This window comes from Pseudomonas sp. UBA6276 (assembly GCF_002438365.1).
In the GTDB taxonomy this organism is placed as follows: Bacteria; Pseudomonadota; Gammaproteobacteria; order Pseudomonadales; family Pseudomonadaceae; genus Aquipseudomonas; species Aquipseudomonas coleopterorum.
In genome coordinates, this window is record NZ_DJUS01000036.1 from 16,503 (window position 1) to 42,717 (window position 26,215).

The 26,215-nt window shown below is 63.7% G+C and carries 24 protein-coding genes; 11 read left to right on the forward strand and 13 right to left on the reverse strand.

What is annotated here, in order from left to right:
• Positions 1 to 13: 13 nt before the first annotated feature.
• Genes B2V21_RS04335 through B2V21_RS04355 form a run of 5 tightly spaced genes read right to left on the reverse strand, consistent with a single transcriptional unit; the run spans position 14 to position 4,159 of the window.
• Positions 14 to 286, reverse strand: coding sequence for a DUF2160 domain-containing protein (locus tag B2V21_RS04335; protein ID WP_286916124.1), 273 nt, complete (start codon positions 284 to 286; stop codon positions 14 to 16).
• A gap of 10 nt (positions 287 to 296) precedes the next feature.
• Complete coding sequence (locus B2V21_RS04340; protein WP_049858856.1) at positions 297 to 1,097, reverse strand: carbohydrate ABC transporter permease; 801 nt, start codon at positions 1,095 to 1,097, stop codon at positions 297 to 299.
• Positions 1,098 to 1,104: 7 nt separating this feature from the next.
• Positions 1,105 to 1,971, reverse strand: coding sequence for a carbohydrate ABC transporter permease (locus tag B2V21_RS04345; protein ID WP_049858857.1), 867 nt, complete (start codon positions 1,969 to 1,971; stop codon positions 1,105 to 1,107).
• Positions 1,968 to 3,065, reverse strand: a complete 1,098-nt coding sequence (locus tag B2V21_RS04350; protein WP_049858858.1) for an ABC transporter ATP-binding protein — start codon at positions 3,063 to 3,065, stop codon at positions 1,968 to 1,970. The genes B2V21_RS04345 and B2V21_RS04350 overlap by 4 nt, the downstream gene beginning before the upstream one ends.
• Complete coding sequence (locus B2V21_RS04355) at positions 3,065 to 4,159, reverse strand: ABC transporter ATP-binding protein (RefSeq protein ID WP_049858859.1); 1,095 nt, start codon at positions 4,157 to 4,159, stop codon at positions 3,065 to 3,067. The genes B2V21_RS04350 and B2V21_RS04355 overlap by 1 nt, the downstream gene beginning before the upstream one ends.
• A 256-nt stretch (positions 4,160 to 4,415) precedes the next feature.
• Here B2V21_RS04355 and B2V21_RS04360 point away from each other — a divergent pair, with 256 nt between their 5' ends.
• Positions 4,416 to 6,224, forward strand: a complete 1,809-nt coding sequence (locus B2V21_RS04360; RefSeq protein WP_286916125.1) for a sigma-54-dependent Fis family transcriptional regulator — start codon at positions 4,416 to 4,418, stop codon at positions 6,222 to 6,224.
• Positions 6,225 to 6,233: 9 nt separating this feature from the next.
• On the opposite strand, the gene B2V21_RS04365 is transcribed toward B2V21_RS04360, so the two are convergent.
• Positions 6,234 to 7,064 (reverse strand): IclR family transcriptional regulator, encoded by an 831-nt coding sequence (locus tag B2V21_RS04365; protein ID WP_056843933.1) that lies wholly within the window; start codon positions 7,062 to 7,064, stop codon positions 6,234 to 6,236.
• Between the two features lie 232 nt (positions 7,065 to 7,296).
• On the opposite strand from B2V21_RS04365, the gene B2V21_RS04370 reads away from it, so the two are divergent.
• The 7 genes from B2V21_RS04370 to B2V21_RS04400 are packed head-to-tail and all read left to right on the forward strand — an operon-like array spanning position 7,297 to position 13,780.
• The gene (locus tag B2V21_RS04370; RefSeq protein ID WP_122743545.1) at positions 7,297 to 8,322 is read left to right on the forward strand and encodes an ABC transporter ATP-binding protein; all 1,026 of its coding nucleotides are present in this window, start codon (positions 7,297 to 7,299) and stop codon (positions 8,320 to 8,322) included.
• Positions 8,319 to 9,164, forward strand: a complete 846-nt coding sequence (locus tag B2V21_RS04375; RefSeq protein WP_286916126.1) for an ABC transporter permease — start codon at positions 8,319 to 8,321, stop codon at positions 9,162 to 9,164. Before B2V21_RS04370 ends, B2V21_RS04375 begins: the two co-directional genes overlap by 4 nt.
• Positions 9,165 to 9,167: 3 nt before the next feature.
• Positions 9,168 to 9,962, forward strand: a complete 795-nt coding sequence (locus tag B2V21_RS04380; RefSeq protein ID WP_056843590.1) for an ABC transporter permease — start codon at positions 9,168 to 9,170, stop codon at positions 9,960 to 9,962.
• A complete protein-coding gene (locus B2V21_RS04385; RefSeq protein WP_049858865.1) occupies positions 9,962 to 10,252 on the forward strand; it encodes a (2Fe-2S)-binding protein in 291 nt (96 codons plus the stop codon). Before B2V21_RS04380 ends, B2V21_RS04385 begins: the two co-directional genes overlap by 1 nt.
• Positions 10,249 to 11,604: an NAD(P)/FAD-dependent oxidoreductase gene (locus B2V21_RS04390; RefSeq protein ID WP_286916127.1), complete on the forward strand. Its 1,356-nt coding sequence runs from the start codon at positions 10,249 to 10,251 to the stop codon at positions 11,602 to 11,604. Before B2V21_RS04385 ends, B2V21_RS04390 begins: the two co-directional genes overlap by 4 nt.
• Positions 11,601 to 12,743 carry an NAD(P)/FAD-dependent oxidoreductase gene (locus B2V21_RS04395; RefSeq protein ID WP_286916128.1) on the forward strand — a complete coding sequence of 381 codons (1,143 nt, stop codon included), beginning with the start codon at positions 11,601 to 11,603 and terminating at the stop codon, positions 12,741 to 12,743. The genes B2V21_RS04390 and B2V21_RS04395 overlap by 4 nt, the downstream gene beginning before the upstream one ends.
• Positions 12,740 to 13,780, forward strand: a complete 1,041-nt coding sequence (locus B2V21_RS04400) for an ABC transporter substrate-binding protein (protein ID WP_090359300.1) — start codon at positions 12,740 to 12,742, stop codon at positions 13,778 to 13,780. The genes B2V21_RS04395 and B2V21_RS04400 overlap by 4 nt, the downstream gene beginning before the upstream one ends.
• 116 nt (positions 13,781 to 13,896) lie before the next feature.
• Here the strand turns inward: B2V21_RS04400 and B2V21_RS04405 are convergent, their stop codons facing one another.
• The 3 genes from B2V21_RS04405 to B2V21_RS04415 all read right to left on the reverse strand — a co-directional run bounded on the left by B2V21_RS04405 (position 13,897) and on the right by B2V21_RS04415 (position 17,515).
• Complete coding sequence (locus tag B2V21_RS04405) at positions 13,897 to 14,106, reverse strand: hypothetical protein (RefSeq protein WP_043185825.1); 210 nt, start codon at positions 14,104 to 14,106, stop codon at positions 13,897 to 13,899.
• A 299-nt stretch (positions 14,107 to 14,405) separates the two neighbouring features.
• Positions 14,406 to 15,788 carry a cysteine--tRNA ligase gene (cysS, locus tag B2V21_RS04410; RefSeq protein WP_286916129.1) on the reverse strand — a complete coding sequence of 461 codons (1,383 nt, stop codon included), beginning with the start codon at positions 15,786 to 15,788 and terminating at the stop codon, positions 14,406 to 14,408.
• A gap of 29 nt (positions 15,789 to 15,817) precedes the next feature.
• Entirely contained in the window at positions 15,818 to 17,515 is a 1,698-nt protein-coding gene (locus B2V21_RS04415; protein WP_049858871.1) for a glutamine--tRNA ligase/YqeY domain fusion protein, read from the reverse strand.
• Between the two features lie 242 nt (positions 17,516 to 17,757).
• Between B2V21_RS04415 and B2V21_RS04420 the strand changes: the two genes are divergently transcribed.
• Both B2V21_RS04420 and lpxH read left to right on the forward strand, forming a co-directional pair.
• On the forward strand, positions 17,758 to 18,261 hold the full coding sequence (locus B2V21_RS04420; protein ID WP_286916130.1) for a peptidylprolyl isomerase: 504 nt from the start codon (positions 17,758 to 17,760) through the stop codon (positions 18,259 to 18,261).
• Positions 18,258 to 18,992 carry a UDP-2,3-diacylglucosamine diphosphatase gene (gene lpxH, locus B2V21_RS04425; RefSeq protein ID WP_134723221.1) on the forward strand — a complete coding sequence of 245 codons (735 nt, stop codon included), beginning with the start codon at positions 18,258 to 18,260 and terminating at the stop codon, positions 18,990 to 18,992. The genes B2V21_RS04420 and lpxH overlap by 4 nt, the downstream gene beginning before the upstream one ends.
• 72 nt (positions 18,993 to 19,064) lie before the next feature.
• Here lpxH and B2V21_RS04430 read toward each other — a convergent pair whose 3' ends face one another.
• The 3 genes from B2V21_RS04430 to B2V21_RS04440 form a co-directional block, all read right to left on the reverse strand.
• On the reverse strand, positions 19,065 to 20,597 hold the full coding sequence (locus B2V21_RS04430) for a DHA2 family efflux MFS transporter permease subunit (protein ID WP_049858874.1): 1,533 nt from the start codon (positions 20,595 to 20,597) through the stop codon (positions 19,065 to 19,067).
• A gap of 57 nt (positions 20,598 to 20,654) precedes the next feature.
• Entirely contained in the window at positions 20,655 to 21,881 is a 1,227-nt protein-coding gene (locus tag B2V21_RS04435; RefSeq protein WP_049858875.1) for an efflux RND transporter periplasmic adaptor subunit, read from the reverse strand.
• 71 nt (positions 21,882 to 21,952) lie between these two features.
• On the reverse strand, positions 21,953 to 22,426 hold the full coding sequence (locus tag B2V21_RS04440) for a MarR family winged helix-turn-helix transcriptional regulator (protein WP_049858876.1): 474 nt from the start codon (positions 22,424 to 22,426) through the stop codon (positions 21,953 to 21,955).
• Between the two features lie 313 nt (positions 22,427 to 22,739).
• Between B2V21_RS04440 and dacB the strand changes: the two genes are divergently transcribed.
• Positions 22,740 to 24,200, forward strand: coding sequence for a D-alanyl-D-alanine carboxypeptidase/D-alanyl-D-alanine endopeptidase (dacB, locus tag B2V21_RS04445; RefSeq protein WP_286916132.1), 1,461 nt, complete (start codon positions 22,740 to 22,742; stop codon positions 24,198 to 24,200).
• Positions 24,201 to 24,277: 77 nt separating this feature from the next.
• Here the strand turns inward: dacB and rlmKL are convergent.
• Positions 24,278 to 26,215, reverse strand: a 1,938-nt coding sequence (gene rlmKL / locus B2V21_RS04450) for a bifunctional 23S rRNA (guanine(2069)-N(7))-methyltransferase RlmK/23S rRNA (guanine(2445)-N(2))-methyltransferase RlmL (protein ID WP_286916133.1), incomplete at its 5' end; no start/stop codon positions are given.

Consider the following 26,215-nt stretch of genomic DNA (forward strand, 5'->3'; position numbering starts at 1 on the left):
AGATCCGCATGGCTCAGCCCCAACGCATTACCGCCAGCAACCACACCAGGGACAGCGTCGAGGCGACCCAGATGTTCCAGTCGGTCACGCCGATCACCAGCAGGTGCAGGTAGGCGCTTCCGAGAAGACCGATGAACAAGCGGTCGCCACGGGTGGTGGCGATCGGCAGAAATCCGCGCCGCTCGGTGCAGGGCACGCGCAGTTCGTAGAACGTCATGCCGGCGAGCAACAGCACAATGGCGCCGAAGAACAGGGCAGTCGGTAGAGTCCAGGCCATCCACTCCATCACAGGCTCCTCATACGCGGCCCAGGGCGAAGCCCTTGGCCACATGGTTGCGAACGAACCAGATCACCAGCATGCCGGGCACGATGGTGAGCACGCCGGCTGCGGCCAGCACGCCCCAGTCGATACCCGAGGCGGAAACCGTACGGGTCATCACCGCCGCGATCGGCTTGGCGTCGACCGAGGTCAGGGTGCGCGCCAGCAGCAGCTCGACCCACGAGAACATGAAGCAGAAGAAGGCCGTCACGCCGATCCCCGAGCCGATCAGGGGCATGAAGATCTTCACGAAGAATTTCGGAAAGCTGTAGCCATCGATGTAGGCGGTTTCATCGATTTCCTTGGGCACGCCGGACATGAAGCCTTCCAGGATCCACACCGCCAGCGGCACGTTGAACAGGCAGTGTGCCAGGGCCACGGCAATGTGGGTGTCGAACAGGCCGATGGAGGAATACAGCTGGAAGAACGGCAGCAGGAACACCGCCGGCGGGGCCATGCGGTTGGTCAGCAACCAGAAGAACAGGTGCTTGTCGCCCAGAAAGCGGTAGCGCGAGAAGGCATACGCGGCCGGCAGCGCAACGCTGAGCGAAATGAGCGTGTTGAGGCTCACGTAGTACAGCGAATTGATGTAGCCGGTGTACCAGCTCGGGTCGGTGAAGATGACCCGGTAGTTGGCCAGGGTGAACTCATGGGGAAACAGCGTCAGCCCGCCGAGGATTTCGCCGTTGCTCTTGAACGACATGTTCAGCAGCCAATAGATGGGCACCAGCAGGAACAGGATGTACAGCAGCAGGGGGATCAGTTTGCGCTTGTTCATGGCCGCCTCAACCTTGCTTGTCGTTGTGGGTCATGGCCGTATAGAACAGCCAGGACACCAGCAGGATGATCAGGAAGTACACCAGCGAGAAGGCCGCGGCCGGGCCCAGGTCGAACTGCCCCACGGCCATCTGGGTCAGGGTCTGGCTGAGGAACGTGGTGGCGTTGCCCGGCCCGCCGCCGGTCAGCACGAAGGGTTCGGTGTAGATCATGAAGCTGTCCATGAAGCGCAGCATCACCGCGATCAACAGCACGCTTTTCATCTTCGGTAGCTGGATGTGACGGAATACCGCCCAGTTCGACGCACGGTCGATGCGCGCGGCCTGGTAGTACACGTCGGGAATGGCGCGCAGGCCCGAATAGCACAGCAGTGCCACCAGCGAGGTCCAGTGCCAGACGTCCATGATCAGCACCGTGACCCAGGCATCCAAGGTATTGGAGGCATAGTTGTAGCTGATCCCCATGGCATTGAGCGTGTAGCCCAGCAGACCGATGTCGGCGCGGCCGAAGATCTGCCAGATGGTGCCCACCACGTTCCACGGAATCAGCAGGGGGATGGCCATGACGATCAGGCACAGCGACGACCAGCGGCCCTTGGCCGGCATGGTCAGGGCGATGGCGATGCCCAAGGGTATTTCGATGAGCAGCACACAGGCCGAATAGATGAACTGGCGCAACAGCGAGTCGTGCAGGCGCGGGTCCTGCAGGACCTGGCGATACCAGTCGGCGCCCACGAAATAGCGGCTGGATTGATCGAAGATGTCCTGCACCGAATAGTTGACCACGGTCATCATCGGGATCACCGCGCTGAAGGCCACCAGCAGGAACACCGGCAGCACCAGCCACCAGGCCTTGTTGTTCTGGACCTTGTTCATGGGTGCACCTCCAGCAAGCGATCATCGGCGTAGACCATCAGCCACTGCGCGGGGAAGCTGATGAATACGGTGCCTTCCGGCACGGCGCGGTCCTCGGGCAGACGTACCTTGAAGGTCTGCCCGCCGAGCGCCAGGGTCAGGATCTTGTAGGTACCCAGGTCTTCCAGGTGCACCCGTTCGCCGTGCAGTGCGGCCTCGAAGCTCTCGTCCCAGACGCGGATGAACTCGGGGCGAATGCCGATCTGCAGGCGTTGCCAGCCGCCCTGGGCGATCCGCGCCTGCAAGGCTTCCGACAACGGCACGTGAATGCCGCCGAAGCCGACGCCACCACGCTCGGGCAGCACGTCGACCAGGTTCATGCCGGGGCTACCGATGAAGTAGCCGACGAAGGTGTGCGCCGGTCGTTCGAACAGCTCGCGCGGGGTGCCGAACTGGACGATCTGACCGCCGTACATCACGGCGATCTTGTCGGCGAAGGTGGAGGCCTCGAGCTGGTCGTGGGTGACGTAGACCATGGTGATGTTGAACTGCTCGTGGATCTGCTTGAGCTTGCGTCGCAGTTTCCACTTCAGGTGCGGGTCGATGACCGTCAGCGGCTCGTCGAAGAGGATCGCCGACACGTCATCGCGGACCAGGCCGCGGCCCATCGACACCTTCTGTTTCTCATCGGCGCTGAGATTGCGCGCCTTGCGCTGCAGCAGTCGCTGCAGGTCCAGGACTTCGGCGACTTCCTGCACTCGGGCCTGCACCTGTTCGGGCGACTTGCCCTGGTTGCGCAGGGGAAAGGCCAGGTTGTCGAACACCGTCATGGTGTCGTACACCACCGGGAACTGGAACACCTGGGCGATGTTGCGTTGCTCCGGTGGTAGGTCGTTGACCACCTTGCCGTCGAACAGCACCTGCCCGTGGGACGGGCTGAGCAAGCCGGAAATGATGTTGAGCAAGGTCGATTTGCCACAGCCGGACGGGCCGAGCAAGGCATAGGCGCCGCCCTGCTCCCAGATGTGATCCATCTCGCGGATCGCATAGTCTTCTGGCGCCGACGGGTGCGTGCTGTAGCTGTGCGCCAGGTGCTGCAAACGGATCTCGGCCATCAGGCAGCCCTCGCCACACGCAGGCCGGGGGCCTGGACCAATTGCCCACCGGGCTGGAACACGAACAGCTTGTGGGTCGGGATGTACACCGGTATCGCCGCGTCCACGGCGTAGTCGTGGACCCCCGGCAGGTGCAGCACCAGGGAGAAATACTCGTTGCGTACGTGCAGGAAGGTCTCCGAACCACTGATCTCCGCCAGCTCCACGGTCACCGCCAGCTCCAGGTCATCGTCGTTGCTCGGCGTCAGGCCGATGTGGCTGGGGCGCACGCCGAAGCGGTAGTCGCCATCAGGGACGGCGGACAGATCAACGTTGCGAGCGAAGTGAACGAAATTGGCGAAGCTGACTTCCTGGCCGCCGATGCGGCCATCGATCAGGTTGATCGGTGGCTCGGAGAACAGTTCGGCCGCCAGCACGCTGGCCGGCCGGTGATAGACCTCAGACGTCTTGCCACTCTGGATCACCCGCCCTTCGTGCAGGATCGTGGTGGTGCCGCCCAATGCCAGGGCTTCGTTGGGTTCGGTGGTGGCATAGACGGCGATGGTGTGGCGAGTCAGGAACAGTTCGCGCATTTCGAAGCGCAGTTCTTCGCGCAGCTTGTAGTCGAGGTTGACCAGGGGTTCGTCGAACAGGATCAGCTCGGCATCCTTGACCAGCGCCCGGGCCATGGCCGTGCGCTGTTGCTGGCCACCGGACAGTTCCAGTGGATGGCGCTTGAGGAACGGCTCGATGCGCAACATGCGTGCGGTTTGCAGTACCCGCTCTTCGATCTGCTCGCGGGCCATACCGGCCTGGCGCAGCGGTGAGGCAATGTTGTCGAAGACGGTCATGGTCGGGTAGTTGATGAACTGCTGGTAGACCATGGACACGTTGCGCTGGCGTACCGGCTTGCCGGTCACGTCCACGCCGTTCATCAACACACGACCCTGATCGGGTTTGTCGAGGCCGGCCATCAGCCGCATCAGGCTGGTCTTTCCGGACAGCGTGCGTCCCAGCAGGACATTGAACGAACCGGGTTCCAGTACCAGCGACGCGTTGTCGATGTACAACTGGTTTTCCACACGACGAGTGACCTGCTCGAGCACAAGGGACATGGCGGCGCCTTTTTTATTATTGGAAGCGGTTGCAGCTTTGCGTCGGTACGACTGCTGGCAAACCAAGAGCGATAACCGTGCCAATTGCCGTGTGCCATGCCGGCAGGCGCGAGCCAAACGGTTCGGGCACAGGTGTGGGTCGGAGGTCAGGTTCGCCCCTGAACAAAAATGAACGCCTGGCGCATTGACAATGAACAACCGTGAACAACACTGCATGAACAAAAACAACAAGGCCGCGCGCCGGGATACCTGAACCATGTCCGTATCCAACCCAACCCTCGCCCACGATCAACTCATTCAACGCTCCTGGGCGCGCTGTCGCGAGGCAGGGCTGGAGCATCACCACGTGCCGCGTTTCGAGCCATTGGCGCGCGTTGCGCTGCAACAGATGCTCGACGGTCACCAGGCCCTGCTGCACACCACCCACCGCGAAGTGTTGCCCTATTACGAACACATCCTGGGCAACTCGCGTTGCCTGATCCGCCTGGCCGACCCGCAGGCCCGTCTGCTCAGGTCCTGGGGTGCGCAACCCGGCGCGGGTGCCGGTCACCTGGGCCACGCACCCGGTGCCTGCTGGCTGGAAGCGGCCGCCGGGACCAATCCGATCGGCACCGCGCTGGCCTGCCGCCAGGCCGTGCATGTCGAGCCGGACGAACACTTCCTGCTGGCCAACCGCCTGATGAACGGTTCGGCTTCACCGATCCTCGATGCCCAGCGGCAGATGGTGGCGGTATTGGACGTCTCCAGTGACAGCCACCTGCCGCCTTCGCATACGCTGGGGCTGGTGAAGATGATGAGCCAGACGGTCGAGAACAGCCTGATCCTGGAGGCGTTCGCCGATCGGCATCACCAGCTGATTTTCAACACCGGGGTGAACAACCTCGACAGCCAGTGGGCCGGGCTGCTGGTGTTCGACGACAGCGGTCGCGTGCTGGCCGCCAATCGTCGCGCCGACAGCCTGCTGGGTGCCGAGTTGCCTGGCCTGACCCTGCAGCAGCTGTTCCGACTGACGCCCCAGGCTCTGCTCGACCATCCGCCGGAGCGCACCTTTGCCCTGCAACCGCCAGGACGTAGCCGCCTGCAATGCCTGCTCAAGAAGCCCGCCCTGCGTCCTGCGCCGCCCGCCGCGCGACGTGGTTCCGACCCGCGCCTGGACAAGGCCTTGCAACAAGGGCTGCGCCTGCTGGAGAAGGATGTGCCCTTGCTGCTGCGCGGCGACACTGGCACCGGCAAGGAGGTGCTGGTCAAGGCCTTGCACCAAGCTAGCAGCCGCGCGTCGTGCCCACTGATTGCGGTCAATTGTGCGGCGATTCCCGCCGAACTGGTCGAGTCGGAGCTGTTCGGCTACGAACGTGGCGCCTTCACCGGCGCCAGCCACAAGGGCAGCCCCGGCCTGGTGCGCAAGGCCGACAAGGGCATTCTGTTCCTCGACGAGATCGGTGACATGCCGCTGCCCACCCAGGCGCGGCTGTTGCGCGTGCTGCAGGAGCGCTGCATCCAGCCGCTGGGGGGCGGCGATCCGATACCGGTCGATATCCGCCTGGTTTCCGCGACCCATGAAGACCTGCGCCAACGGGTGCAGGCCGGGTTGTTCCGCGAGGATCTGTACTACCGCCTGGCGGGCATGACCTTGCACCTCCCGACCCTGAACGAACGCAGCGACAAGCGCGAACTGATCGAGCAGGTGTGGGAGGCGCACCGCGAAGCGCAGCAGACTGCCGGCTTCAGCGACGAGGTGTGGGCGGCCTTCATGGTCCATCCCTGGCCGGGCAACGTGCGCCAGCTGGCAGCGGTGGTCAAGGTGGCGCTGGTGCTGGCCGATCAGGACGTCATTGGCCTTGAGCATCTGCCTGAGGATTTCCTGCTCGAAGCCGGTCTGCAACCGGAGCAGGCATCCGCGCTGGCATCCGCCCCGGCACGGCCACTGCTGACCCTGGCCAAGGTCAGCGACCTGGGTGAGCTGCTGCAGGCCAGCGACGGCAACATCTCCCGGCTGGCGCGGCGCCTCGGCGTCAGCCGCAATACCCTGTACAAGCGCTTGCGCGCGCAGGGCCACGCGCTATGAGCTGTGGATTCAGCTCTTGCCGAAAGTCTGCGACGGTCGGCGCAGGGTCGGGTCGAAGGGGTTCAGACGGGGGCCGATGGCGGCGGCCTCGCGCTTGAGCAGCTCGACCACCGTGGGCAGTCGGTCGGGGCCGAGCCGGTCGCTGATGGTGGCGACGCTGAGGGCTGCGACCGCATGGCCGTCGCGGTCGAGTATCGGCACCGCCAGGCCCGCCATGCCAGGCAACACGCCGGTGTTGCGCGCGGCATAACCGAGCTGGCGCACGCTGGCGACCTCCGAACGCAGCAGCACTTCGTCGTACAGGTGCAGGTCCCTGAGCCGCGGCAGGTTGTAGTGGATCACGGTTTCGCGCTCATCCTCGGGCAGGAACGCGAGGATGGCCAGGCTGCCCTGGCCTACCCCCAGCGCAACGCGGCCACCGATGTCGCCGGTGAAGGTCCGAATCGGGTAAGGCCCTTCGCTGCGGTCCAGGCAGATCGCGTCGAAACCACTGCGCGCGAGCAGGAACAGCGAGTCACCTAAAGACGCCGACAACCGCAGCAGGCTGGGCCGTGCCAGTTCGCGCAGGTTGCTGCCGTTGCCGGCGCGCGCGGCCAGGGCGAAGAATTCCAGGCTCAGCCGATAGCGCTTGCTGCGGGCATCCTGCTCGACCATGCCCTCCTCCACCAGCCCGCGCAACAGCCGATGGGTGGTGGGTTGCGACAGGCCGATGCGCTCGGCGAGCTGAATCACCCGCTCACCCTCGGCTGGCGCAGCCGACAAGCCACGCAACACGGCGAACAGCCTGGACACACTGCCTACGCCTGGCTCGATATTCCGCTCAATGGAATCGCTATCCATAATCTTCATACCTGATTTCATTGAAAGGATTAATTCGAAAATATCTACCCGCTCAGTGAAATAAGCGCTTTCGCCATCCTAGCCTTCGTCCTACTCTTCGTCCACGGGGCGAGACCAACAATAGCCGGCAGCCGACTCAGATCGAGCGCCACCCCACTGCAGGACCCCTTTCGCCTCTGCCCTCGATCAACGCACCGCACATGCGGCCGACAATGACAGGTAGAACGCAGCCATGGCCTTTCTCGAACTTCAAGCACTGTGCAAACGCTACGGATCCGTACAGGCCGTGGTGGCGACCGACCTGAGCGTCAGCCAGGGCGAATTCGTTTCGCTGCTCGGCCCTTCGGGCTGCGGCAAGACCACCACGCTGCAGATGATTGCCGGTTTCGTCGACGTGACCAGCGGCCGGATCGTGCTCGATGGCCGCGACATCACCCACGCCAAACCCAGCAGCCGCGGCCTGGGCGTGGTGTTCCAGAGCTACGCGCTGTTTCCGCACATGAGCGTGCGCGACAACGTCGCGTTCGGTCTGAAGATGCGCAAGGTGAGCAACAGCGACATTCGCACCCGCGTCGACCAGGTGCTGGCGCTGGTGCGCCTGACCGCGCATGCCGAGCGCTATCCGCGGGAGCTTTCGGGAGGCCAGCGCCAGCGCGTGGCCCTGGCCCGTGCCCTGGTGATCCAGCCGCCAGTGCTGCTGCTCGACGAGCCGTTGTCCAACCTCGACGCCAGCCTGCGCGAGGAGATGCAGTTCGAGATTCGCCGCATCCAGTGCGAAGTCGGCATCACCACCCTGATGGTGACCCATGACCAGGCCGAAGCCCTGTCCATCAGTGACCGGGTGGTGGTGATGCAAGCGGGCCAGGTCACTCAGATCGATGAACCCTACAAACTGTACGAGCACCCGCGCACGCCGTTCATCTCCGGCTTCGTCGGCAAGGCCAACCTGCTGCCCGGCGAATACGATGCGCTGGGCCAGCCACAGGCGCTGGCTCAGGCCGGGGATGGCGAACTGATGTTGAGCCTGCGCCCAGAGAAGATCGACATCTGCAACGCCGGTGAAGGCCGTATTCAAGGACGTATCGTCACCCGCTACTTTCTGGGCAGCCAATGGTTGTACCGCCTGGACACCGCCCTGGGCGAGATCACCGTGGTACGCCGCAACGATGGCAGTGCACCGCTGGCAACCGGCATCACTGTCGGCCTCGACTGGCCGCACGAACTGCTTCGCGTCCTGGATCACGAGGTCTGCGCATGAGCCGCGGATACCTGCTGTCGGCGCCGGCGTTGGCGCTGTTCGTCGCCCTGCTGATCGTGCCGCTGGGCCTGACGCTGGTGCTGTCCTTCAACCTGTTCGACTACGAGGTGGGGGTCAAGAGCGACAGCTATACGCTGGCCAACTACGCCAGCCTGCTCAGCGACAGCTACTTCTATGAAATCTTCTGGCGGACCTTCTGGATCAGTGCGCTGGTGACCCTGCTGTGCGTGGTGATCGGTGTACCGGAGGCTTACATTCTCAGCCGCATGGGTACCCCGTGGCGCTCGATCTTCCTGATCCTGATCCTCACGCCGCTGCTGATTTCAGTGGTGGTGCGCGCCTTCGGCTGGAGCCTGCTGCTGGGTGCCGACGGGCTGATCAACCAGGCCATCGCCGCGTTGGGCGGACGCCCGCTGAAAATGCTCTACACACCGTTCGCGGTGATTCTGGCACTGGTCCACGTCATGCTGCCCTTCATGATCATCCCGGTCTGGACCTCGCTGCAGAAGCTCGATCCGGCCGCCGAGCAGGCTGCGCAGTCGCTGGGCGCAAGCCAGGCGAAGGTGATGCGCATGGTGGTTTTGCCACAGATCATGCCCGGGATGCTGTCGGGCACGCTGATCGTCTTCGGCCTGGCGGCCAGCTCGTTCGCCATCCCCGGCCTGCTGGGTGGTCGGCGCTTGAAGATGGTCGCCACGGTGGTCTACGACCAGTACCTCTCGGAACTCAACTGGCCCATGGGCGCGACCATTGCCGTGGCGCTGTTGCTGGCCAACCTGCTGATCATGCTGTCCTGGAACCGCCTGGTCGAAGGTCGCTACAAGAAAGCCCTGGGGGAATGATCGATGTCCAAGAACGGTCCGTTGGCCCTGTCGTTTCATGCCTTGGTGGTGGTGTTCATGCTGGCTCCGCTGGTGGTGGTGTGCCTGGTGGCGTTCACCCCGGAGAACACCCTCACCCTGCCCACCTCCGGCTTTTCCCTGCGCTGGTTTCGCGCGGTGTTCGAGCGCGCCGACTTCATCGACGCGTTCTATAACAGCCTGATCCTGGCGGTGGTGGCCGCGACCCTGGCGACCTTGATCGCCGTACCGGCGGCGCTGGCGATCACCCGTTATCACTTTCCGGGACGCAACTTTCTTAATGCGCTGTTTCTGTCGCCGATCATCATTCCGCACCTGGTGCTGGGTGTGGCCATGCTGCGCCTGTTCGCGCTGATGGGCGTCAATGGCAGTTTCGTCTGGCTGATGCTGGCTCACGTGGTGGTGATCACACCCTATGTGCTGCGCCTGGTGATCGCCGCCGCCATCGGTATCGATCGCAGCGCGGAACAGGCGGCGGAGTCGCTGGGCGCAAGTCGGTTCACCCTGTTTCGCCAGATCACCTTGCCGATGATACTGCCGGGGGTCGCCGGAGGCTGGTTGCTGGCGTTCATCAACAGCTTCGACGAGGTGACTCTGTCGATCTTCGTCACCTCCCCCGCGACCCAGACCTTGCCGGTGCGCATGTACGTATACGCCACGGAATCCATCGACCCGATGATGGCAGCGGTGTCGGCGCTGGTGATCGCCTTGACCGCCGCGACCATGATTCTGCTCGACCGGGTGTATGGGCTGGACCGCGTACTGGTGGGGAAAAACTGATGGCCTTGTTCAAGCGTCTGACCGAACTCGATCGGCCTTCGGTGCCGTTCACCCTCGACGGACAGGCCGTGAGCGGCCTGGCGGGGGATACCCTGCTCACCGCCGTGCTGACCTGCGCCGACCATGTGCGTGGTAGCGACTTCAGTGCCCAGGCCCGCGCCGGTTTTTGCCTGATGGGTGCCTGTCAGGACTGTTGGGTTCGATTGGGCGACGGTCGTCGCGTACGTGCCTGCGCCACGCCCTTGGAAGCGGGCATGCAGGTCGACCGCGACCTGGGGCGGCGCTCGTGAGCGCGGTGGTGATCGTGGGCGCCGGACCGGCTGGCATTCGCGCGGCGCAGACCCTGGCCGCCCATGGCCTGCGGCCGTGCTTGGTAGACGAAGCGCTGCAGGGTGGCGGCCAGGTCTACCGGCGTGCGCCGGGTAATTTCCAGCGCCCGGCCAGTCAACTTTATGGCTTCGAAGCGCGCAAGGCGGGGGCGGTGCATCAGGCGCTGGACGCGCTGCATGGGCAGATCGACTACCGGCCCGAGACGCTGGTGTGGAACGCCGAGGATGGCCACCTGCACACGCTCAGTCAGCAGCGGGTCGGCACTATCCAGTACGACCACCTATTGATTGCCACCGGCGCCACCGACCGCATCCTGCCAGTACCAGGCTGGACCTTGCCCGGCGTGTACAGCCTCGGCGCCGCGCAGATCGCGCTCAAGGCCCAGGGTTGCGCCATCGGCGAACGGGTGGTCTTCGCGGGCAGCGGGCCGTTGCTGTACCTGGTGGCCTACCAGTACGCCAAGGCCGGCGCACGGGTGCTGGCCGTGCTGGACAGCTCGCCCTTCGGTGCCCAGGTCGCTGCCCTGCCCCGTCTGTTGCTTCAGCCTGCAACCCTGGCCAAGGGCCTGTACTACCGGGCCTGGCTGACTGCCCATGGGATTGCCGTGCATCAGGGCGCGACCCTGGTCGAGGTCGTCGGCGAGCAAAAAGTCGAAGCTGTCACCTGGCAACGTGCTGGCAGCCAGCACAGCCTGGCCTGCGATGGACTGGCCTTCGCCCATGCTTTGCGCAGCGAAACGCAACTGGCCGACCTGCTCGGCTGCCAATTCACTTGGAGCCCGCTCAATCGCGCCTGGTTGCCGAGCCGCGATCGAGCCGGGCGCAGCAGCGTGCCGGGCGTGTACCTGGCCGGCGACGGTGCCGGGATCATGGGCGCCGATGCGGCGGAAATGGCCGGCGAGCGCGCAGCACTGGCCCTGCTCGAAGACATGGGCATCACCATCGACAGCGAACGTGGCCCACAGCTCGAGCGACAGCTGGCGCGCATCCAGGGGTTTCGCGTCGGCCTGGAAGCCGCATTCCCGTTCCCCGAGCAGTGGGCCAGCCTGGCCCCTGACGACTTGATGCTGTGCCGATGCGAGGAAATCAGTGTTGGCGAGATTCGCCAGGTGGTTGCCCAAGGCCACACCGATATCAACCGGGTCAAGGCCCATTGCCGGGTCGGCATGGGCCGGTGTCAGGGCCGCATGTGCGGCAGCGCAGCGGTGGAAATCATCGCCCAGGCGGCCGCGTGCTCACCACAGCAAGTCGGTCGCCTTCGCGCCCAGGCGCCGATCAAACCCCTCCCCTTCGGTGTCGAGGTGCAGCCATGAGCCGCGTCGCTGAAACCGATGTGATCATCATCGGCGGCGGGATCGTCGGTGCTTCGGCGGCCCTGATGCTGGCGTTGCGCGGTCAGCGCGTGGTGCTGCTGGAGCGTGATTTCTGTGGATCGCGCTCAAGTGGCGTGAACTACGGCGGCGTACGCCGTCAGGGCCGCTCGCTGGTGCAACTGCCCCTGTCCCAGCGTGCCCATGAACTGTGGAGCGACCTGCCCGGCTTGATCGGTATCGATGGCGAGTATGTCCGTTCGGGCCATCTGAAGCTGGCCCGCAGCGACACCGACATGGCCAAGCTGCATGCCTGGGCCGACGCTGCCGCCGATTTCGACCTAGGTGTTGAGTTGCTTGACCATGGTCAGTTGCGCCAGCGGTTTGCCTGGGTCGGCGACGTGGCGGTCGGCGCGTCGCTGTGCAGCGGTGATGGGCATGCCAACCCGCGTCTGGTGTCGCCGGCTTTCGCAGCCGCTGCCCGGCGCGCCGGCGCGCGGATCGTGGAACAGGTCCAACCGCTGGCCTTCGACCATGACGGCCAGGTGTTCGTGGTGTCCTGCAGCAATGGCGAACGGCTGCGCGCGCCCTGGCTGCTCAACTGTGCCGGGGCCTGGGCCAATCACATTGCCGAGCAATTCGGCGAGCACGTACCCATGACCAGCGGGCACCCGGCCATGCTGGTGACCGAACCGCTGCCCGTGGTGATGGACGTCAGTACCGGTGTCGAGGGCGGCGGTATCTACGCTCGCCAGGTAGCGCGGGGTAACTGCGTGCTCGGCGGTGGGCAGGGTTTTGCGCTGGACCCGTTGCGGGCACGGCCCGGCCAGCTGGCGACCTTGGATATCCTGCGCAACGCCGTCGAGTTGTATCCGTTCCTGCACGGTGCACAGGCAATCCGCACCTGGAGCGGGACCGAAGGTTATCTGCCCGATCGCGAGCCCGTGATCGGACACAGCCAGGTACAACCGGGCCTGATCCACGCCTTCGGCTTTGCCGGGGCCGGTTTCCAGATCGGCCCCGCCGTCGGTGAAGCCCTGTCGCAACTGGTCGTCGAAGGCCGCAGCCGGGCGCCGATCGACGCGTTTTCCATCCAACGCTTTTCTCCCCTTGAACTGCATAAAGGAAGGTCGCTTTCATGAAGCCAGTCAAACGTACGGTTCACGCACTCTCCCTCGCTGCCCTGCTGGCCGCCACCGGCGCTCAGGCCGGGCCCACGCTCTACCTGGGCATGAACGGCGGCACCATGGAACGCTTATACGCCGACAAGGTGCTGCCAGCGTTCGAGCAGGCCAACGATGTGAAGGTGGTCATCGTGCCGGGCACCTCTTCGGACATTCTCGCCAAGGTTCAGGCGAGCAAGGACAATCCGCAGATCCACGTGATGTTCCTCGATGACGGCATCATGTACCGCGCCATTTCCATGGGCCTGTGCGACACCTTGCAGGACAGCGATGGCCTGGCGGCGATACCGGCCAAGGCCCGGATCAAGGATCAAGCGGCCGCAGTAAGCCTGGGCGTGACCGGGCTGGCCTACAACACGCGCCTGTTCAAGAAGAATGGCTGGGCGGCGCCGACTTCGTGGATGGACATGGCCGACAGCCGCTTCAAGGAAAAACTGGTGTTCCAGTCGCTGGCGTCATCGACCTTCGGGCTGCACGGCTTCCTGATGTTCAACCGGCTGCAGGGTGGCAGCGAAACCGACGTCGAGCCGGGGTTCAAGGCGTGGCCGAAGACGGTGGGCCCCAATGTGCTGGAGTACATCGCCAGCTCCGCGAAGATTTCCGAGATGGTCCAGACCGACGAAGCGGCGCTGTTCCCGCTGACGCCGACCCAGGTGACGGCCCTGAAGCTGCGCGGTGTTCCGGTCGAATACGCGCAACCCAAGGAAGGTGCGGTGGTGCTCAACGTCGCCGAATGCGTGATCGCCAAGAACGATCAGCCCGAGCTTGCGCAGAAGCTGGCGGCCTATCTGCTGAGCCCCGAGGCGCAAGCACCGGCGCTGGAAGAAGGCGACCAGATACCGTCCAACCCCAACACGCCGACCACTGAAAAGACCCGTGGTCAGGTGCAGGCGATGGAGAAGTACCTGGAGACGGCAGTGGCCATCGACTGGGACCAGGTCAACCAGCTCCGCCCCGCCTGGAACGCCCGCTGGAGCCGCTCGATCGAGCGCTAGGTAGGTGGCCGACGTTGCGCGCTACCCGGTGACAGTGGTGCATTGATGGCTACCGTCGTGACACTCGTTCAAATTCCTGAAACAGAAAAGCCCCGCTGATACGGGGCTTTCTGCATTCAAAACTTCAACAGGATCGTCAAAGCTGCGCCTGTCGTAGCGCCAATGGCACCAATGAATCCTGCAAGGACCATCATGGGGTACAGCGTTCGCTCCCTCGCAAGCTTTCCGGCTTCGGCGTTGAGCTTGGCGGTCTCGGCCATCAGCTTGCCAATATTGGCATGGATCTGCTCGAGTTCGACGGGTTCGAATTTGGGTGGGGTTTGCATGAAATATCCCTTTCGGGTCGAGGGTCTGGCAGATGCTCGACCCTCCGGTTACCTGTGGCACTAAGGCTGAATACAAAACAGCTGGCAAGCATTTGTTGGATCAATTACACCGTGCCGTCCAAGGTTCGTCAATCCGATTGATACACCTCGAATCAACTCTCTCAGGATCGCCGAAACAGGCAAAAAGACACTTCCCAATAGTGTCCAGGACTCACCGCTGTGGATCGTATCCAGCACATCCACTGACCGCAGATAGCGCTATGGCTCAGTGGCTGGCGACAGGCCAGCCGTGAACCTGGTCAGTCCGCCAACCGCCAGGTCGTGACACCTTTGCTGTCTTCAAGCACCACCCCCATGGCCGTCAACTCGTCGCGGATGCGGTCCGATTCGGCCCAGTCCTTGTCGGCGCGGGCCGCCAGGCGTGCGGCGATGAGGGTGTCCACCTGGGCCGCATCGACGCGACCGGCTGCGCCGGCTTGCAGGAATTCGTCGGAGTCCAGCTGCAATACGCCGAGCAATCCACCCAATTCGCGCAGGCGGCCGGCCAAACCCGCGGCAGCGTCGACATCGCTGTCGCGCAACCGGTTGATCTCGCGCACCAGATCGAACAACACCGCACAGGCTTCCGGCGTGCCGAAATCATCGTTCATGGCATTGGCAAAGCGTTCGACGAATGCCTCGCCACCCGCCGCCGCCACCTTGGGCAAGCCCTTGAGCGCATGGTAGAAACGCTCCAGCGCGCCCTTGGCCTCTTTGAGGCTGTCTTCGGAGTAGTTGATCGAACTGCGGTAGTGGCTTGAGACCAGCAGGTAGCGCACCACCTCGGGCTGATACTTCTCCAGCACATCGCGGATGGTGAAGAAGTTGTTCAACGACTTGGACATCTTCTCGCCATTGATACGGATCATCCCGCAATGCAGCCAGGCGTTGGCGTAAGGCTTGCCGGTGGCCGCCTCGCTCTGGGCGATCTCGTTCTCGTGGTGCGGGAATTCCAGATCGTTGCCACCGCCGTGGATGTCGAAGGTGTCGCCCAGGCAGCAGGTCGACATCACCGAGCACTCGATGTGCCAGCCCGGACGGCCAGGACCCCAGGGTGATTCCCAGCTCGGCTCGCCAGGCTTGACGCCCTTCCACAGGACGAAATCGAGCGGATCCTGCTTGGCCTCTTCCACCTCGATGCGCGCACCGATGCGCAGGTCTTCGATCTTCTTGCGCGACAGCTTGCCGTAGCCCTGGAACTTGCCGACCCGGTAGTACACGTCGCCGTTGCCCGGTGCGTAGGCGTAGCCCTTGTCGATCAAGGTCTGGATCATCGCCAGCATGCCCGGGATGTGGTCGGTGGCACGCGGCTCCTGGTCCGGCTTGAGGATGTTCAGGCGCGCTTCGTCCTCATGCATCGCGTCGATCATGCGCGCGGTCAGGGCATCGAAGCTCTCGCCGTTGTCCCGCGCACGGTTGATGATCTTGTCGTCAATGTCGGTGATGTTGCGCACATAGGTCAGCTCATAGCCGCTGTAGCGCAGCCAGCGCGTGACCAGGTCGAAGGCGACCATGCTGCGCCCGTGGCCCAGATGGCAGTAGTCGTACACGGTCATGCCGCACACGTACATGCGCACCTTGTTGCCGTCCAGCGGCGTGAAAACCTCTTTGCTCTTGCTCAGCGTGTTGTAGATGTTCAGCACAACGATTCCTCAACTTGGCCTGGCGAGGCTCAGCCCCACGAGTCACGCAGGGTGACGGTACGGTTGAACACCGGACGACCGGGTTGCGTGTCGGCCAGGTCGGCGCAGAAATAGCCTTCGCGTTCGAACTGGAAACGATCTTCCGGCGCGGCGTTGGCCAGCGACGGCTCGGCGCGACAGCCACGCAGTACCTGCAGGGAGTCGGGGTTGATGTTGTCGAGGAACGTGGCGCCGTCTTCGGCCTTCTCCGGGTTGGCCGAACGGAACAGGCGATCGTACAGGCGCACTTCGCACTCGACGCTGGCGGCGGCCGGCACCCAGTGGATCACGCCCTTGACCTTGCGCCCTTCAGGGTTCTTGCCCAGGGTGTCCGGGTCGTACGAGCAACGCAGCTCGACGATGTTGCCGTCGGCGTCCTTGATCGCTTCGTCGGCACGGATCACGTAGCTGCCGCGCAGACGCACTTCACCGTTGGGTTCCAGGCGCTTGTAGCCCTTGGGCGGCGCTTCCATGAAGTCGTCGCGATCAATGTACAGCTCGCGCTCGAAGGGCAAGGCGCGCACGCCCATGTCTTCCTTCGGATGGCGCGGCAGTTCGAGGTGCTCGACCTGGCCTTCCGGGTAGTTGGTGATCACCACCTTGAGCGGACGCAGTACGCACATGGCGCGCGGTGCCGTGCGGTCGAGGTCGTCACGGATGCTGAATTCGAGCATCGACATGTCGACCACACCGTCGGAACGGTTGGTGCCGATCATGTCGCAGAAGTTGCGGATCGACGCCGGGGTGTAGCCGCGACGGCGGAAACCGGAAAGCGTCGACATGCGCGGATCGTCCCAGCCGTGCACGTGCTGCTCGTCGACCAGTTGCTTGAGCTTGCGCTTGGAGGTGATGGTGTAGTTGAGGTTCAGGCGGCTGAACTCGTACTGGCGCGGGTGCGCCGGCACCGACAGGTGGTCCAGGAACCACTCGTACAGCGGCCGATGGCCTTCGAACTCCAGGGTGCAGATCGAGTGCGTGATGCCTTCGATGGCATCGGACTGACCGTGGGTGAAGTCGTAGTTGGGATAAATGCACCACGCATCGCCGGTCTGGTGGTGGTGGGCGTGGCGGATGCGATAGAGGATCGGGTCGCGCAGGTTCATGTTCGGCGAGGCCATGTCGATCCGGGCGCGCAGCACCCGCTCGCCGTCCTTGAACTCACCGGCCTTCATGCGTGCGAACAGGTCCAGGTTTTCCTCGACGCTGCGCTCGCGGAACGGGCTGTTGCGGCCTGGCTCGGTGAGGTTGCCACGGTATTCGCGGGCCTGCTCCGGGGTCAGGTCGCAGACGTACGCATCGCCCTGCTTGATCAGCTCGACGGCCCAATCGTGCAACTGGTCGAAGTATTGCGAAGCGTAACGCTCTTCACCGGCCCACTCGAAGCCCAGCCACTTGATGTCGCGCTTGATGGCGTCGATGTATTCCTGGTCTTCCTTGGCCGGGTTGGTGTCGTCGAAACGCAGGTTGCAGACACCGCCGAATTCCTGGGCCAGGCCGAAGTTGACGCAGATCGACTTGGCGTGGCCGATGTGCAGATAGCCGTTGGGCTCGGGCGGGAAACGGGTGACGATCTGGCTGTGCTTGCCGGCGTCCAGGTCGGCCTGGATGATCGGGCGCAGGAAGTTGGTAGGCACGGCAGGGCCATTGCCTTTGGAGGTGGGAGCGTTGTCGGCGGTGGGCTTGCTCATTGGAATCCTTGAACGAACGATGCGGCGGCAGCCAGGGTAGGCCGACCAAATCAAAGCGCTTATCATAGCCGAAGCGGTCAACCGGCTGACAGGCCAGCCCCGACAAACTATCGGGTAAATCCTGCAGCATGGAAAAAAACAGCCTTTGAATGGCTATCGGCGCCTGTAAACTGGGCGCCGTCGTTATCGGATGCTCGACAGAGCGTTCCCACAGAACATGCTTCATAGACAGAGAGAGCCCCATGTCCAACGTCAAACTGACCACCAACCACGGCTACATCGTGCTGCAACTGAACGCCGAGAAAGCCCCGCTGACCGTGGCCAACTTCATCGAGTACGTCAAAGCCGGTCACTACGAGAACACCGTGTTCCACCGCGTGATCGGTAACTTCATGATCCAGGGCGGCGGTTTCGAGCCAGGCATGAAAGAGAAGAAGGACAAGCGTCCGAGCATCCAGAACGAAGCCGACAACGGCCTGCCGAACAAGAAGTACTCGGTGGCCATGGCGCGCACCATGGAGCCGCATTCGGCGTCGGCGCAGTTCTTCATCAACGTGGGCGACAACAGCTTCCTCAACCACACCTCGAAAACCACCCAGGGCTGGGGCTACGCCGTGTTCGGTGAAGTGATCGAAGGCCAGGACGTGGTCGACAAGATCAAAGGCGTCTCTACCACCTCCAAGGCAGGTCACCAGGACGTGCCGGCCGAAGACGTGATCATCGAGAAAGCCGAGATCGTTGAGTGATACTGCTGATCTCCGATCTGCACCTGCAGGAAGAACGCCCGGACATCACCCGGGCGTTTCTGGATTTCCTCGGCGGGCGCGCGCGCTCGGCCGAGGCGCTGTACATCCTGGGCGACTTCTTCGAAGCCTGGATCGGCGACGACGCCATGACCCCTTTTCAATCGTCCATCTGCGCAGCGCTGCGTGCGCTCAGCGACGGTGGCACGAAGATCTTCCTGATGCACGGCAACCGTGATTTCCTGATCGGTTCCACGTTCTGCAAAAAAGCCGGCTGCACCCTGCTGGCCGATCCGAGCGTGGTACGCCTCAATGGCGAACCGGTGCTGTTGATGCACGGTGACAGCCTGTGCACCCTCGACCAAGGCTACATGCGCCTGCGTCGCGTACTGCGCAACCCGCTGACGCTGTTCGTCCTGCGGAACCTGCCGTTGAGCACCCGTCACAAGCTTGCCCGCAAGCTGCGCAGTGAAAGCCGGGCACAGACGCGAATGAAGGCCAGCGACATCGTCGATGTGACGCCTGAAGAGGTGCCACGGGTGATGCGCCAGCACGGCGTATCCACCCTGATTCATGGACACACCCACCGCCCGGCGGTGCACGCGGTGCAGATCGGTGATCTACCGGCGCGGCGTATCGTGCTGGGGGACTGGGATGCACAAGGCTGGGTGCTGCAGGTGGATGAGCACGGTTTCGACCTGGCGCCGTTCGATTTCACCGCGCAGCCTGCCTAACGCACCGCGCCGCCCTGTTCGCGGCCACTGGCCGCTCCTACAGATACCGCGCCACCTGCGGGAGGCCCAATCTCAGTGCCCGCCACCGGCCGCCGGTCCCGCCTTCGCGGTGAACGGCGGCTTGGCCAGCCACACCAGCAGCACCAGCCCGGCGAAGATCCACCCCATCAGGGTGAAATAATCGACCGTGCTCAGCATGTAGGCCTGGCTGTTCACCATCTGCTCCATCCGTGCATACGCCTGGGGTGTACTGCCGCCCATCTGTTCCAGTGCATGGCGGGTAATCGGATCGTAGGTGCTGATGCTCTCGGTCAGGTAGGCATGGTGCTGATCGGCCCGGCGTATCCAGATCCAGGTCGTCAGCGAGGCGGCGAAGCTGCCGCCCAGGGTGCGCAGAAAGGTCGCCAGGCCCGACCCGTCGGCGATCTGCTGCGGTGGCAGGTCCGACAGCAGAATGCTCAAGGTGGGCATGAAGAACAGCGCCACCCCTGCCCCCATGAACATCTGCACCAGGGCCACGTGCTGGAAATCCACCTGGCTGTTGAACCCGGCGCGCATGAAGCAACTGGTGCCGATGGCCACGAACGCCAGGCCCGCGAGCAGGCGCAAGTCGAACTTGTGTGCGTACTTGCCCACGAAGGGCGACATCAACACCGGCAGGATGCCGATCGGTGCCACGGCCAGGCCCGCCCAGGTCGCGGTGTAGCCCATCTGGGTCTGCAGCCACTGCGGCAGGATCAGGTTGATGCCGAAGAATCCGGCGTAGCCGAAAACCAGCACCAGGGTACCGATGCGAAAGTTGCGGAACGCGAACAGCCGCAGGTTCACCACCGGATGCTCGTCGGTCAGCTCCCAGATGACGAACGCCGTCAGGGCCACCGCCGAGATGACCGAACCGATCACGATGAAACTCGACTCGAACCAGTCCAGGTCATTGCCCTTATCCAGCACCACCTGCAAGGCACCGACGCCGATGATCAAGGTGATCAGCCCGACGTAGTCCATGGGCTGCCGGCTCAGGTGCACAGGCCGTTTGGCCATCTGCTGGCGCACCACCGCACAGGCGAACAGGCCGATGGGGATGTTGATGAAGAAGATCCACGGCCAGCTGTAACTGTCGGTGATCCAACCGCCCAGGATCGGCCCGGCAATCGGCGCCACCACCGTGACCATGGCCAGCAGCGCCAGCGCCATGCCGCGCTTGGCCGGCGGATACACGGCAATCAACAGGGTCTGTGTCATTGGATACAATGGCCCGGCGACCAGCCCCTGAACAACCCGGAAACCGACCAGCTCGGGCATCGAGGTGGAAATACCGCACAGGAACGAGGCCAGCACGAACAGCATCGTGGCCCACAGAAACAGCTTCACTTCGCCGAAGCGCCGGCTCAGCCAGCCGGTCAGCGGCAAGGCGATGGCGTTGCTCACCGCGAACGAGGTGATGACCCAGGTACCCTGCTCGGAACTGACGCCCAAATTGCCGGAAATGGTCGGCAGGGCGACGTTGGCAATGGTGGTGTCGAGCACCTGCATGAAGGTCGCCAGCGACAGGCCGATGGTGCAGAGCAACAGGCTTGGCGGCGTGAACGAGGCTTTGGAATCCATGATCCACCCTTTGCAATGCGAGACCGCGCCGACCCGTGACGGGCCGGCCCGGGTAGATCAGCGGGTGGCCGTGGTGCCGGACGCTGCGCTGTTGTCGTGGATCAACTGGGCGATCATGGCATCCGCTTCACCCAACTGCTTGTCGTAGACGTTGGTGGTGAAGGACGCCTGCTGCGGCGGTTGCTGCGCCAATACCGGCCCGCTCTGGTCGTGCAGGTCGACATCCACCACCGTCGACAGGCCGATGCGCAGCGGATGCTCGCTCAACTGTTGCGGATTGATGTGCACCCGCACCGGCACTCGCTGGACGATCTTGATCCAGTTGCCCGTGGCGTTCTGCGCCGGCAGCAAGGCGAAGGCACTGCCGGTGCCCGCACCGAGGCTGTCGATGGTGCCGCTGTACTTCACCTCGTCGCCATACAGATCGCTGGTGATGTCCACCGGCTGGCCGATGCGCATGTGGCGCAGCTGGGTTTCCTTGAAGTTGGCGTCGATCCACAACTGGTTCAGCGGAATCACCGCCATGGTCGGCGTTCCCGGCTCGATACGCTGGCCCAGTTGCACGGTGCGCTTGGCGACATAGCCGGTCACCGGGGCGATCAGGGTAGTACGAGCATGGGCCAGGTAGGCCTGACGCAACTGCGCAGCCGCCGCCCGCACATCGGGGTGGTTGGACACCTGGGTCGCATCGACCAGCGCGGTCGAGGTCGCCAGTTGCTGCTGGGTATTGCTCAGGGCGCTCTGCGCCGAAATCAGATCGTCGTGGGCGTGGGACAGTTCTTCCTGGGAGATCGCCCCGTCGGACGCCAGGTTCTTGCGTCGGCCATAGTTGTCCTGGGCGCGCTGCACTTCCGCCTTGCGCGCAGCCACCTGGGCCTTCATGCCGTCGACGTTGCTGTACAGGCCGCGCACCTGGCGTACCGCCTTGGCCAGATTGGCCTGGGCATTCTGCAGATCGATCTGCGAATCGTTCGGGTCGAACTGCACCAGGGGCTGGCCTTCGTGGACGAGATCGCCATCGTCGGCACCGATGCTGATCACCGTGCCCGTGGTCAACGGCGTGATTTCCACCACGTTGCCGTTCACGTAGGCATCGTCGGTGCTCTCGTTCCAGCGCCCGTACAGGGTGTACCAGGCCCAGACGCCCAGACCGCCCAGCACCACCAGGGCCAGCAGGATGAACAACCAGAGTTTGCGCTTGCGTCGATTGGCCGGGGCCTTGTCGTCGGCCGCCGGCGCTGCGGGCGGTTGCTGGGAAGCATTGGAATCAGTAGCAGTGGCCATGGCAGTTCACCTGAAAGGGTTCGGTCGGTGTTGCGTCGAGCAGATCGGTCGGGGCGCTGACGTCGAAGTATTCAGCCGGCGGCAGCACCCAGCGCCAGCAGCGGATCCCCGGAAGCTTGCAACAGCTTCTTGAGAATCCGTTCCAGCTCGACGATCTCTTCACGATCGAGCATGCCCACCAGCTCGTTCATGGCGTTGGCGCCAATGACCGGCAGGCGCGCTGCCAGTGCCTGGCCTTCATCGGTCAGCACCAGCTGTACCTGGCGTCGGTCGGCGGCGCTGCGCTGGCGCCGGATCAATTGCTTGTGTTCCAGCCGGTCGAGCATGCGCGTCATCGAACCGCTGTCCAGCGACAGGTAGCGCGACATCTCCGCCGGCGTGTCGATGCCGAAACGGGCGTTGATGATCAGCACCTTGAATTGCGCTGCGGTCACGCCGTAGGGCACCAGATGCGTGTCCAGCAAACGATCCTTCAACGCCGATCCGCGGCCCAGCAGCAGGCCCAGGTTGCAGGTATGGAAGTTCTCGGGGGTGTAGTGATTCATGGGCCGGAAGCTGTCCACCTGTTAGCCGAATGCATGTCTGCGCGTGTGCATGGATACGATTTGTACATGATTCATACGTCGTCGAAACATAATGTTACTGCTTAGGCAGACAATGTCAAGGCAATGGTTAGCTTGCTAACATTAAGATCGATCGGTCGCTTTGATGGGAAAAATTCACTCCATCCCGGTGCCCGCTGGCCAAAGCGGGCAGCGCTTGGGGCATAATGCTGGCGGTTTCACCCGTAGTGGGGGTCTTCATCTACCTATATGGCCCTCGTTTTCGTCACCCCTCGCCCGCAGGGTTTTCAAGCACATGATCAAATCTCTCCGTCCACTATTGCTCGCCGGCCTAATGCTGCCCCTGGCCCTTCCCCTCTGCGCTGCCCCCTTGAACACCACACTGCCGCCCAAGGTTCAACAGGCCATCAAGGCCAGCAAGCTGCAGAATGACGCCCTGTCTCTGGTGATGCTGCCGCTCAACGGCCCCGGCAGCCCGACCGTGTTCAACGCCGACGTATCAGTGAATCCGGCCTCGACCATGAAACTGGTCACCACCTACGCAGCCCTCGAACTGCTGGGCCCGACCTATCAGTGGAAGACCGAATTCTTCACCGACGGCACCCTGAGCAACGGTGTGCTCAACGGCAACCTCTACCTCAAGGGTGGCGGCGATCCCAAGCTGAACATGGAAAAACTCTGGCTGCTCATGCGTGACCTGCGCGCCAACGGCGTGCGTCAGGTGACCGGCGACCTGGTGCTGGACCGCAGTCATTTCATCCAGCCGCAGTTGCCAGCCTTCAACGATGACGGTGGCGATGAAAACGCGCCGTTCCTGGTCCGCCCGGACTCCCTGCTGGTCAACCTCAAGGCCTTGCGCTTCGTCACCCGCAACGACACCGGCAAGGTGCTGGTGTCGGTCGAACCACCGATCGCTACCATTCGCATCGACAACCAGGTCAAAGCGCTGCCGGGAACCAAGTGCACGGGCGACGTGCGCTACAACCCGATCACCCAGGCCGACGGCATGACCGTCGTGGTCAGCGGCCAGCTGGCAGAAGGCTGCAGCTCGCAGACCTACCTGTCGCTGCTCGACCACCAGAGCTATGCCGCAGGCGCGGTCCGCGCGATCTGGAACGAACTGGGCGGCACCATCCAGGGCGGCGACCGTGTCGGCACCGTACCCAAGACCGCGCGCGTACTGGCGCGGGCCTTTTCGCCGGATCTGGTGGAAATCATTCGCGACATCAACAAGTACAGCAACAACACCATGGCCAAGCAGCTGTTCCTGAGCCTGGGCGAACGCTATCGCAACGAGGCCGACGGCGACGACGCCAAGGCCGCGCAGCGCGTGATTCGTGGTTGGCTGGCTAAAAAAGGCATCACCGCGTCGCATTTGGTGATGGAGAACGGCTCGGGGCTGTCCCGTGACGAGCGAGTCAGCGCGCGGGAGATGGCGACCTTGCTGCAGGCTGCCTGGAAAAGCCCTTACGCCGCCGAGTTCATGGCGTCGATGCCGATCGTGGGCATGGACGGCACCATGCGCAAACGCTTGAAGCGTACGGCGCTGCAAGGTGAAGGCCACATCAAGACCGGCACCCTCAACACCGTACGCGCCATCGCCGGCTACAGCCGCGACAGCAACGGCAACACCTGGGCGGTGGTCGCCATCCTCAACGATCCGCGCCCATGGGGCGCCTCATCGGTTCTGGATCAGGCGCTGCTGGACCTGTACTCGCAGCCAAAGGCCGCGTCTACCTCGCCCAACATCCAGTAATCATCCAATACGTGTGGGAGCGGGGCGGGCGGCTGAGCCCGCTGCCCGCGAAGGCAGCGCCGCATCTCCTCAGGGAGTCACCGCGCCTGGATCTTCCAGGCCCGGTGAATCTTGCCGTTGCGGGCAAAGTCCTGATCCACCGTCTGTGCGGTGATTTCTTCGACTGCATAGCGCTCCGCCAGATTTGCATCGAGCTGGAACTTGCGGAAGTTGTTGGAGAAATACACCACGCCCCCCGGGGCCAACCGGGCAACCGCCAGGTCCAGCAGCTCGACGTGGTCGCGCTGTACGTCGAACACCCCTTCCATGCGCTTGGAGTTGGAGAAGGTCGGCGGGTCGATGAAGATCAGGTCGTACTCTTCCCGATTGGCCTGTAGCCAGGCCATCACGTCGCCCTGCTCCAGGCGGTTCTTGTCCGAGAAACCGTTCAGGGACAGATTGCGCCGCGCCCAATCCAGATAGGTCTTGGACAAGTCGACGCTGGTGGTGCTGCGCGCCCCGCCCTTGGCAGCGTGGACGCTGGCCGTGGCGGTGTAGCAGAACAGGTTGAGGAAGCGCTTGCCGGCCGCTTCTTTCTGAATGCGCAGACGCATCGGCCGGTGGTCGAGAAACAGACCGGTGTCCAGGTAGTCGGTCAGGTTGACCAGCAATTGCACACCCCCTTCCTGCACCTGGGTGAACTGGCCCTGGGCACTCTGACGCTCGTACTGGCGAGTCCCGCTCTGGCGCTCGCGGCGCTTGATGATGACCCGACTCTTGTCGATGTTCAGTGCCTGCGGAATGGCCGCCAGGGCGTCGTATAGGCGCGCCGAGGCCTTCTCCGGATCGATCGACTTGGGCGCGGCGTATTCCTGCACATGCACCCAGTCGTGGTACAGATCGATGGCCATGGCGTACTCGGGCATGTCCGCGTCATACACCCGATAGCAATCGATGCCCTCGCGTCGTGCCCATTTGCCCAAGGTCTTGAGGTTCTTCTGCAGGCGGTTGGCGAACATCTGCCCGCCTTCGCTCAGCCGCGCCTGTTCGACCACCGGCGCAGGCGCCGGTGCTGGCTTGACTGGGTTGCCGTTCTTGTTCACCCGTGCATACGGATCGGCCAGCGGTGGCGTGGTGTCCACCTGTTCGGCCTGCTCGCGCGCCGCCTGGCGCTGCTCGGGGGTGCGGCGCTCACCGGTGACGAACTGGTCGGGCGTTACCTTGATCAATAGCAGCTTGCAGGGCAAGGCGCCGTTCCAGAACGAATACTGCTTGTGGCTGCGGATACCCATGCGCTTGCCCAGGTCCGGCGCACCGGTGAACACCGCCGCTTCCCAGTTCAGGCAAGCCTGACGCAGGCGCTCGCCCAGGTTCTGATACAGGTACAGCAGACTGGCTTCGTCACCCAAGCGCTCGCCGTACGGCGGGTTGCAGATGACCAGGCCTTTCTGATTCTGATCCGGACGGGGCTCGAAGGTCGCCACCTCGCCCTGATAGACCTTGATCCAATCGCTGAGGCCAGCTCGCTCGACGTTGTTGCGCGCCGGCTGGATCAACCGCGGATCGGCTTCGTAGCCACGAATCCAGGCCGGGGTCTTGGCCAAGCCAGCCTCGGCGCGAGCCAGTGCCTCGTCGTGCAGCTTGCGCCACATGGCCGGGACGTGGCCCAGCCAGGCGCTGAAACCCCAGCGGGTACGCTTGAGGTTGGGCGCGATGTCGGCAGCGATCATCGCCGCCTCCACCAGAAAGGTGCCTACACCACACATCGGGTCGGCCAGGGCGCCGCCTTCGGCAGCGATGCGTGGCCAGCCAGCGCGAATCAGAATGGCAGCGGCAAGGTTTTCCTTGAGTGGCGCGGCGCCCTGCTGCAGGCGATAGCCACGCTGGTGCAGGCTGTGCCCGGACAGGTCGAGCGAGAGAATGGCTTCACCTCGATCCAGGCGCAGGTGCACGCGCAGGTCCGGATTGAGCTTGTCGACGCTGGGACGTTCGCCACTGGGCGTGCGCAGCTTGTCGACGATGGCATCCTTGACCTT

Excerpts from the sequence above, each read along its gene's own strand:
- B2V21_RS04340 (WP_049858856.1), bottom strand. The coding sequence starts at position 1,097 with ATGAACAAGCGCAAACTGATCCCCCTGCTGCTGTACATCCTGTTCCTG.
- B2V21_RS04345 (WP_049858857.1), bottom strand. The coding sequence starts at position 1,971 with ATGAACAAGGTCCAGAACAACAAGGCCTGGTGGCTGGTGCTGCCGGTG.
- dacB (WP_286916132.1), top strand. The coding sequence starts at position 22,740 with ATGATCAAATCTCTCCGTCCACTATTGCTCGCCGGCCTAATGCTGCCC.
- B2V21_RS04350 (WP_049858858.1), bottom strand. The coding sequence starts at position 3,065 with ATGGCCGAGATCCGTTTGCAGCACCTGGCGCACAGCTACAGCACGCAC.
- B2V21_RS04440 (WP_049858876.1), bottom strand. The coding sequence starts at position 22,426 with ATGAATCACTACACCCCCGAGAACTTCCATACCTGCAACCTGGGCCTG.
- B2V21_RS04415 (WP_049858871.1), bottom strand. The coding sequence starts at position 17,515 with ATGAGCAAGCCCACCGCCGACAACGCTCCCACCTCCAAAGGCAATGGC.
- B2V21_RS04370 (WP_122743545.1), top strand. The coding sequence starts at position 7,297 with ATGGCCTTTCTCGAACTTCAAGCACTGTGCAAACGCTACGGATCCGTA.
- B2V21_RS04405 (WP_043185825.1), bottom strand. The coding sequence starts at position 14,106 with ATGCAAACCCCACCCAAATTCGAACCCGTCGAACTCGAGCAGATCCAT.
- B2V21_RS04385 (WP_049858865.1), top strand. The coding sequence starts at position 9,962 with ATGGCCTTGTTCAAGCGTCTGACCGAACTCGATCGGCCTTCGGTGCCG.
- B2V21_RS04335 (WP_286916124.1), bottom strand. The coding sequence starts at position 286 with ATGGAGTGGATGGCCTGGACTCTACCGACTGCCCTGTTCTTCGGCGCC.
- B2V21_RS04395 (WP_286916128.1), top strand. The coding sequence starts at position 11,601 with ATGAGCCGCGTCGCTGAAACCGATGTGATCATCATCGGCGGCGGGATC.
- B2V21_RS04375 (WP_286916126.1), top strand. The coding sequence starts at position 8,319 with ATGAGCCGCGGATACCTGCTGTCGGCGCCGGCGTTGGCGCTGTTCGTC.
- B2V21_RS04360 (WP_286916125.1), top strand. The coding sequence starts at position 4,416 with ATGTCCGTATCCAACCCAACCCTCGCCCACGATCAACTCATTCAACGC.
- B2V21_RS04435 (WP_049858875.1), bottom strand. The coding sequence starts at position 21,881 with ATGGCCACTGCTACTGATTCCAATGCTTCCCAGCAACCGCCCGCAGCG.
- B2V21_RS04420 (WP_286916130.1), top strand. The coding sequence starts at position 17,758 with ATGTCCAACGTCAAACTGACCACCAACCACGGCTACATCGTGCTGCAA.
- B2V21_RS04400 (WP_090359300.1), top strand. The coding sequence starts at position 12,740 with ATGAAGCCAGTCAAACGTACGGTTCACGCACTCTCCCTCGCTGCCCTG.
- B2V21_RS04380 (WP_056843590.1), top strand. The coding sequence starts at position 9,168 with ATGTCCAAGAACGGTCCGTTGGCCCTGTCGTTTCATGCCTTGGTGGTG.
- B2V21_RS04355 (WP_049858859.1), bottom strand. The coding sequence starts at position 4,159 with ATGTCCCTTGTGCTCGAGCAGGTCACTCGTCGTGTGGAAAACCAGTTG.
- B2V21_RS04365 (WP_056843933.1), bottom strand. The coding sequence starts at position 7,064 with ATGGATAGCGATTCCATTGAGCGGAATATCGAGCCAGGCGTAGGCAGT.
- B2V21_RS04430 (WP_049858874.1), bottom strand. The coding sequence starts at position 20,597 with ATGGATTCCAAAGCCTCGTTCACGCCGCCAAGCCTGTTGCTCTGCACC.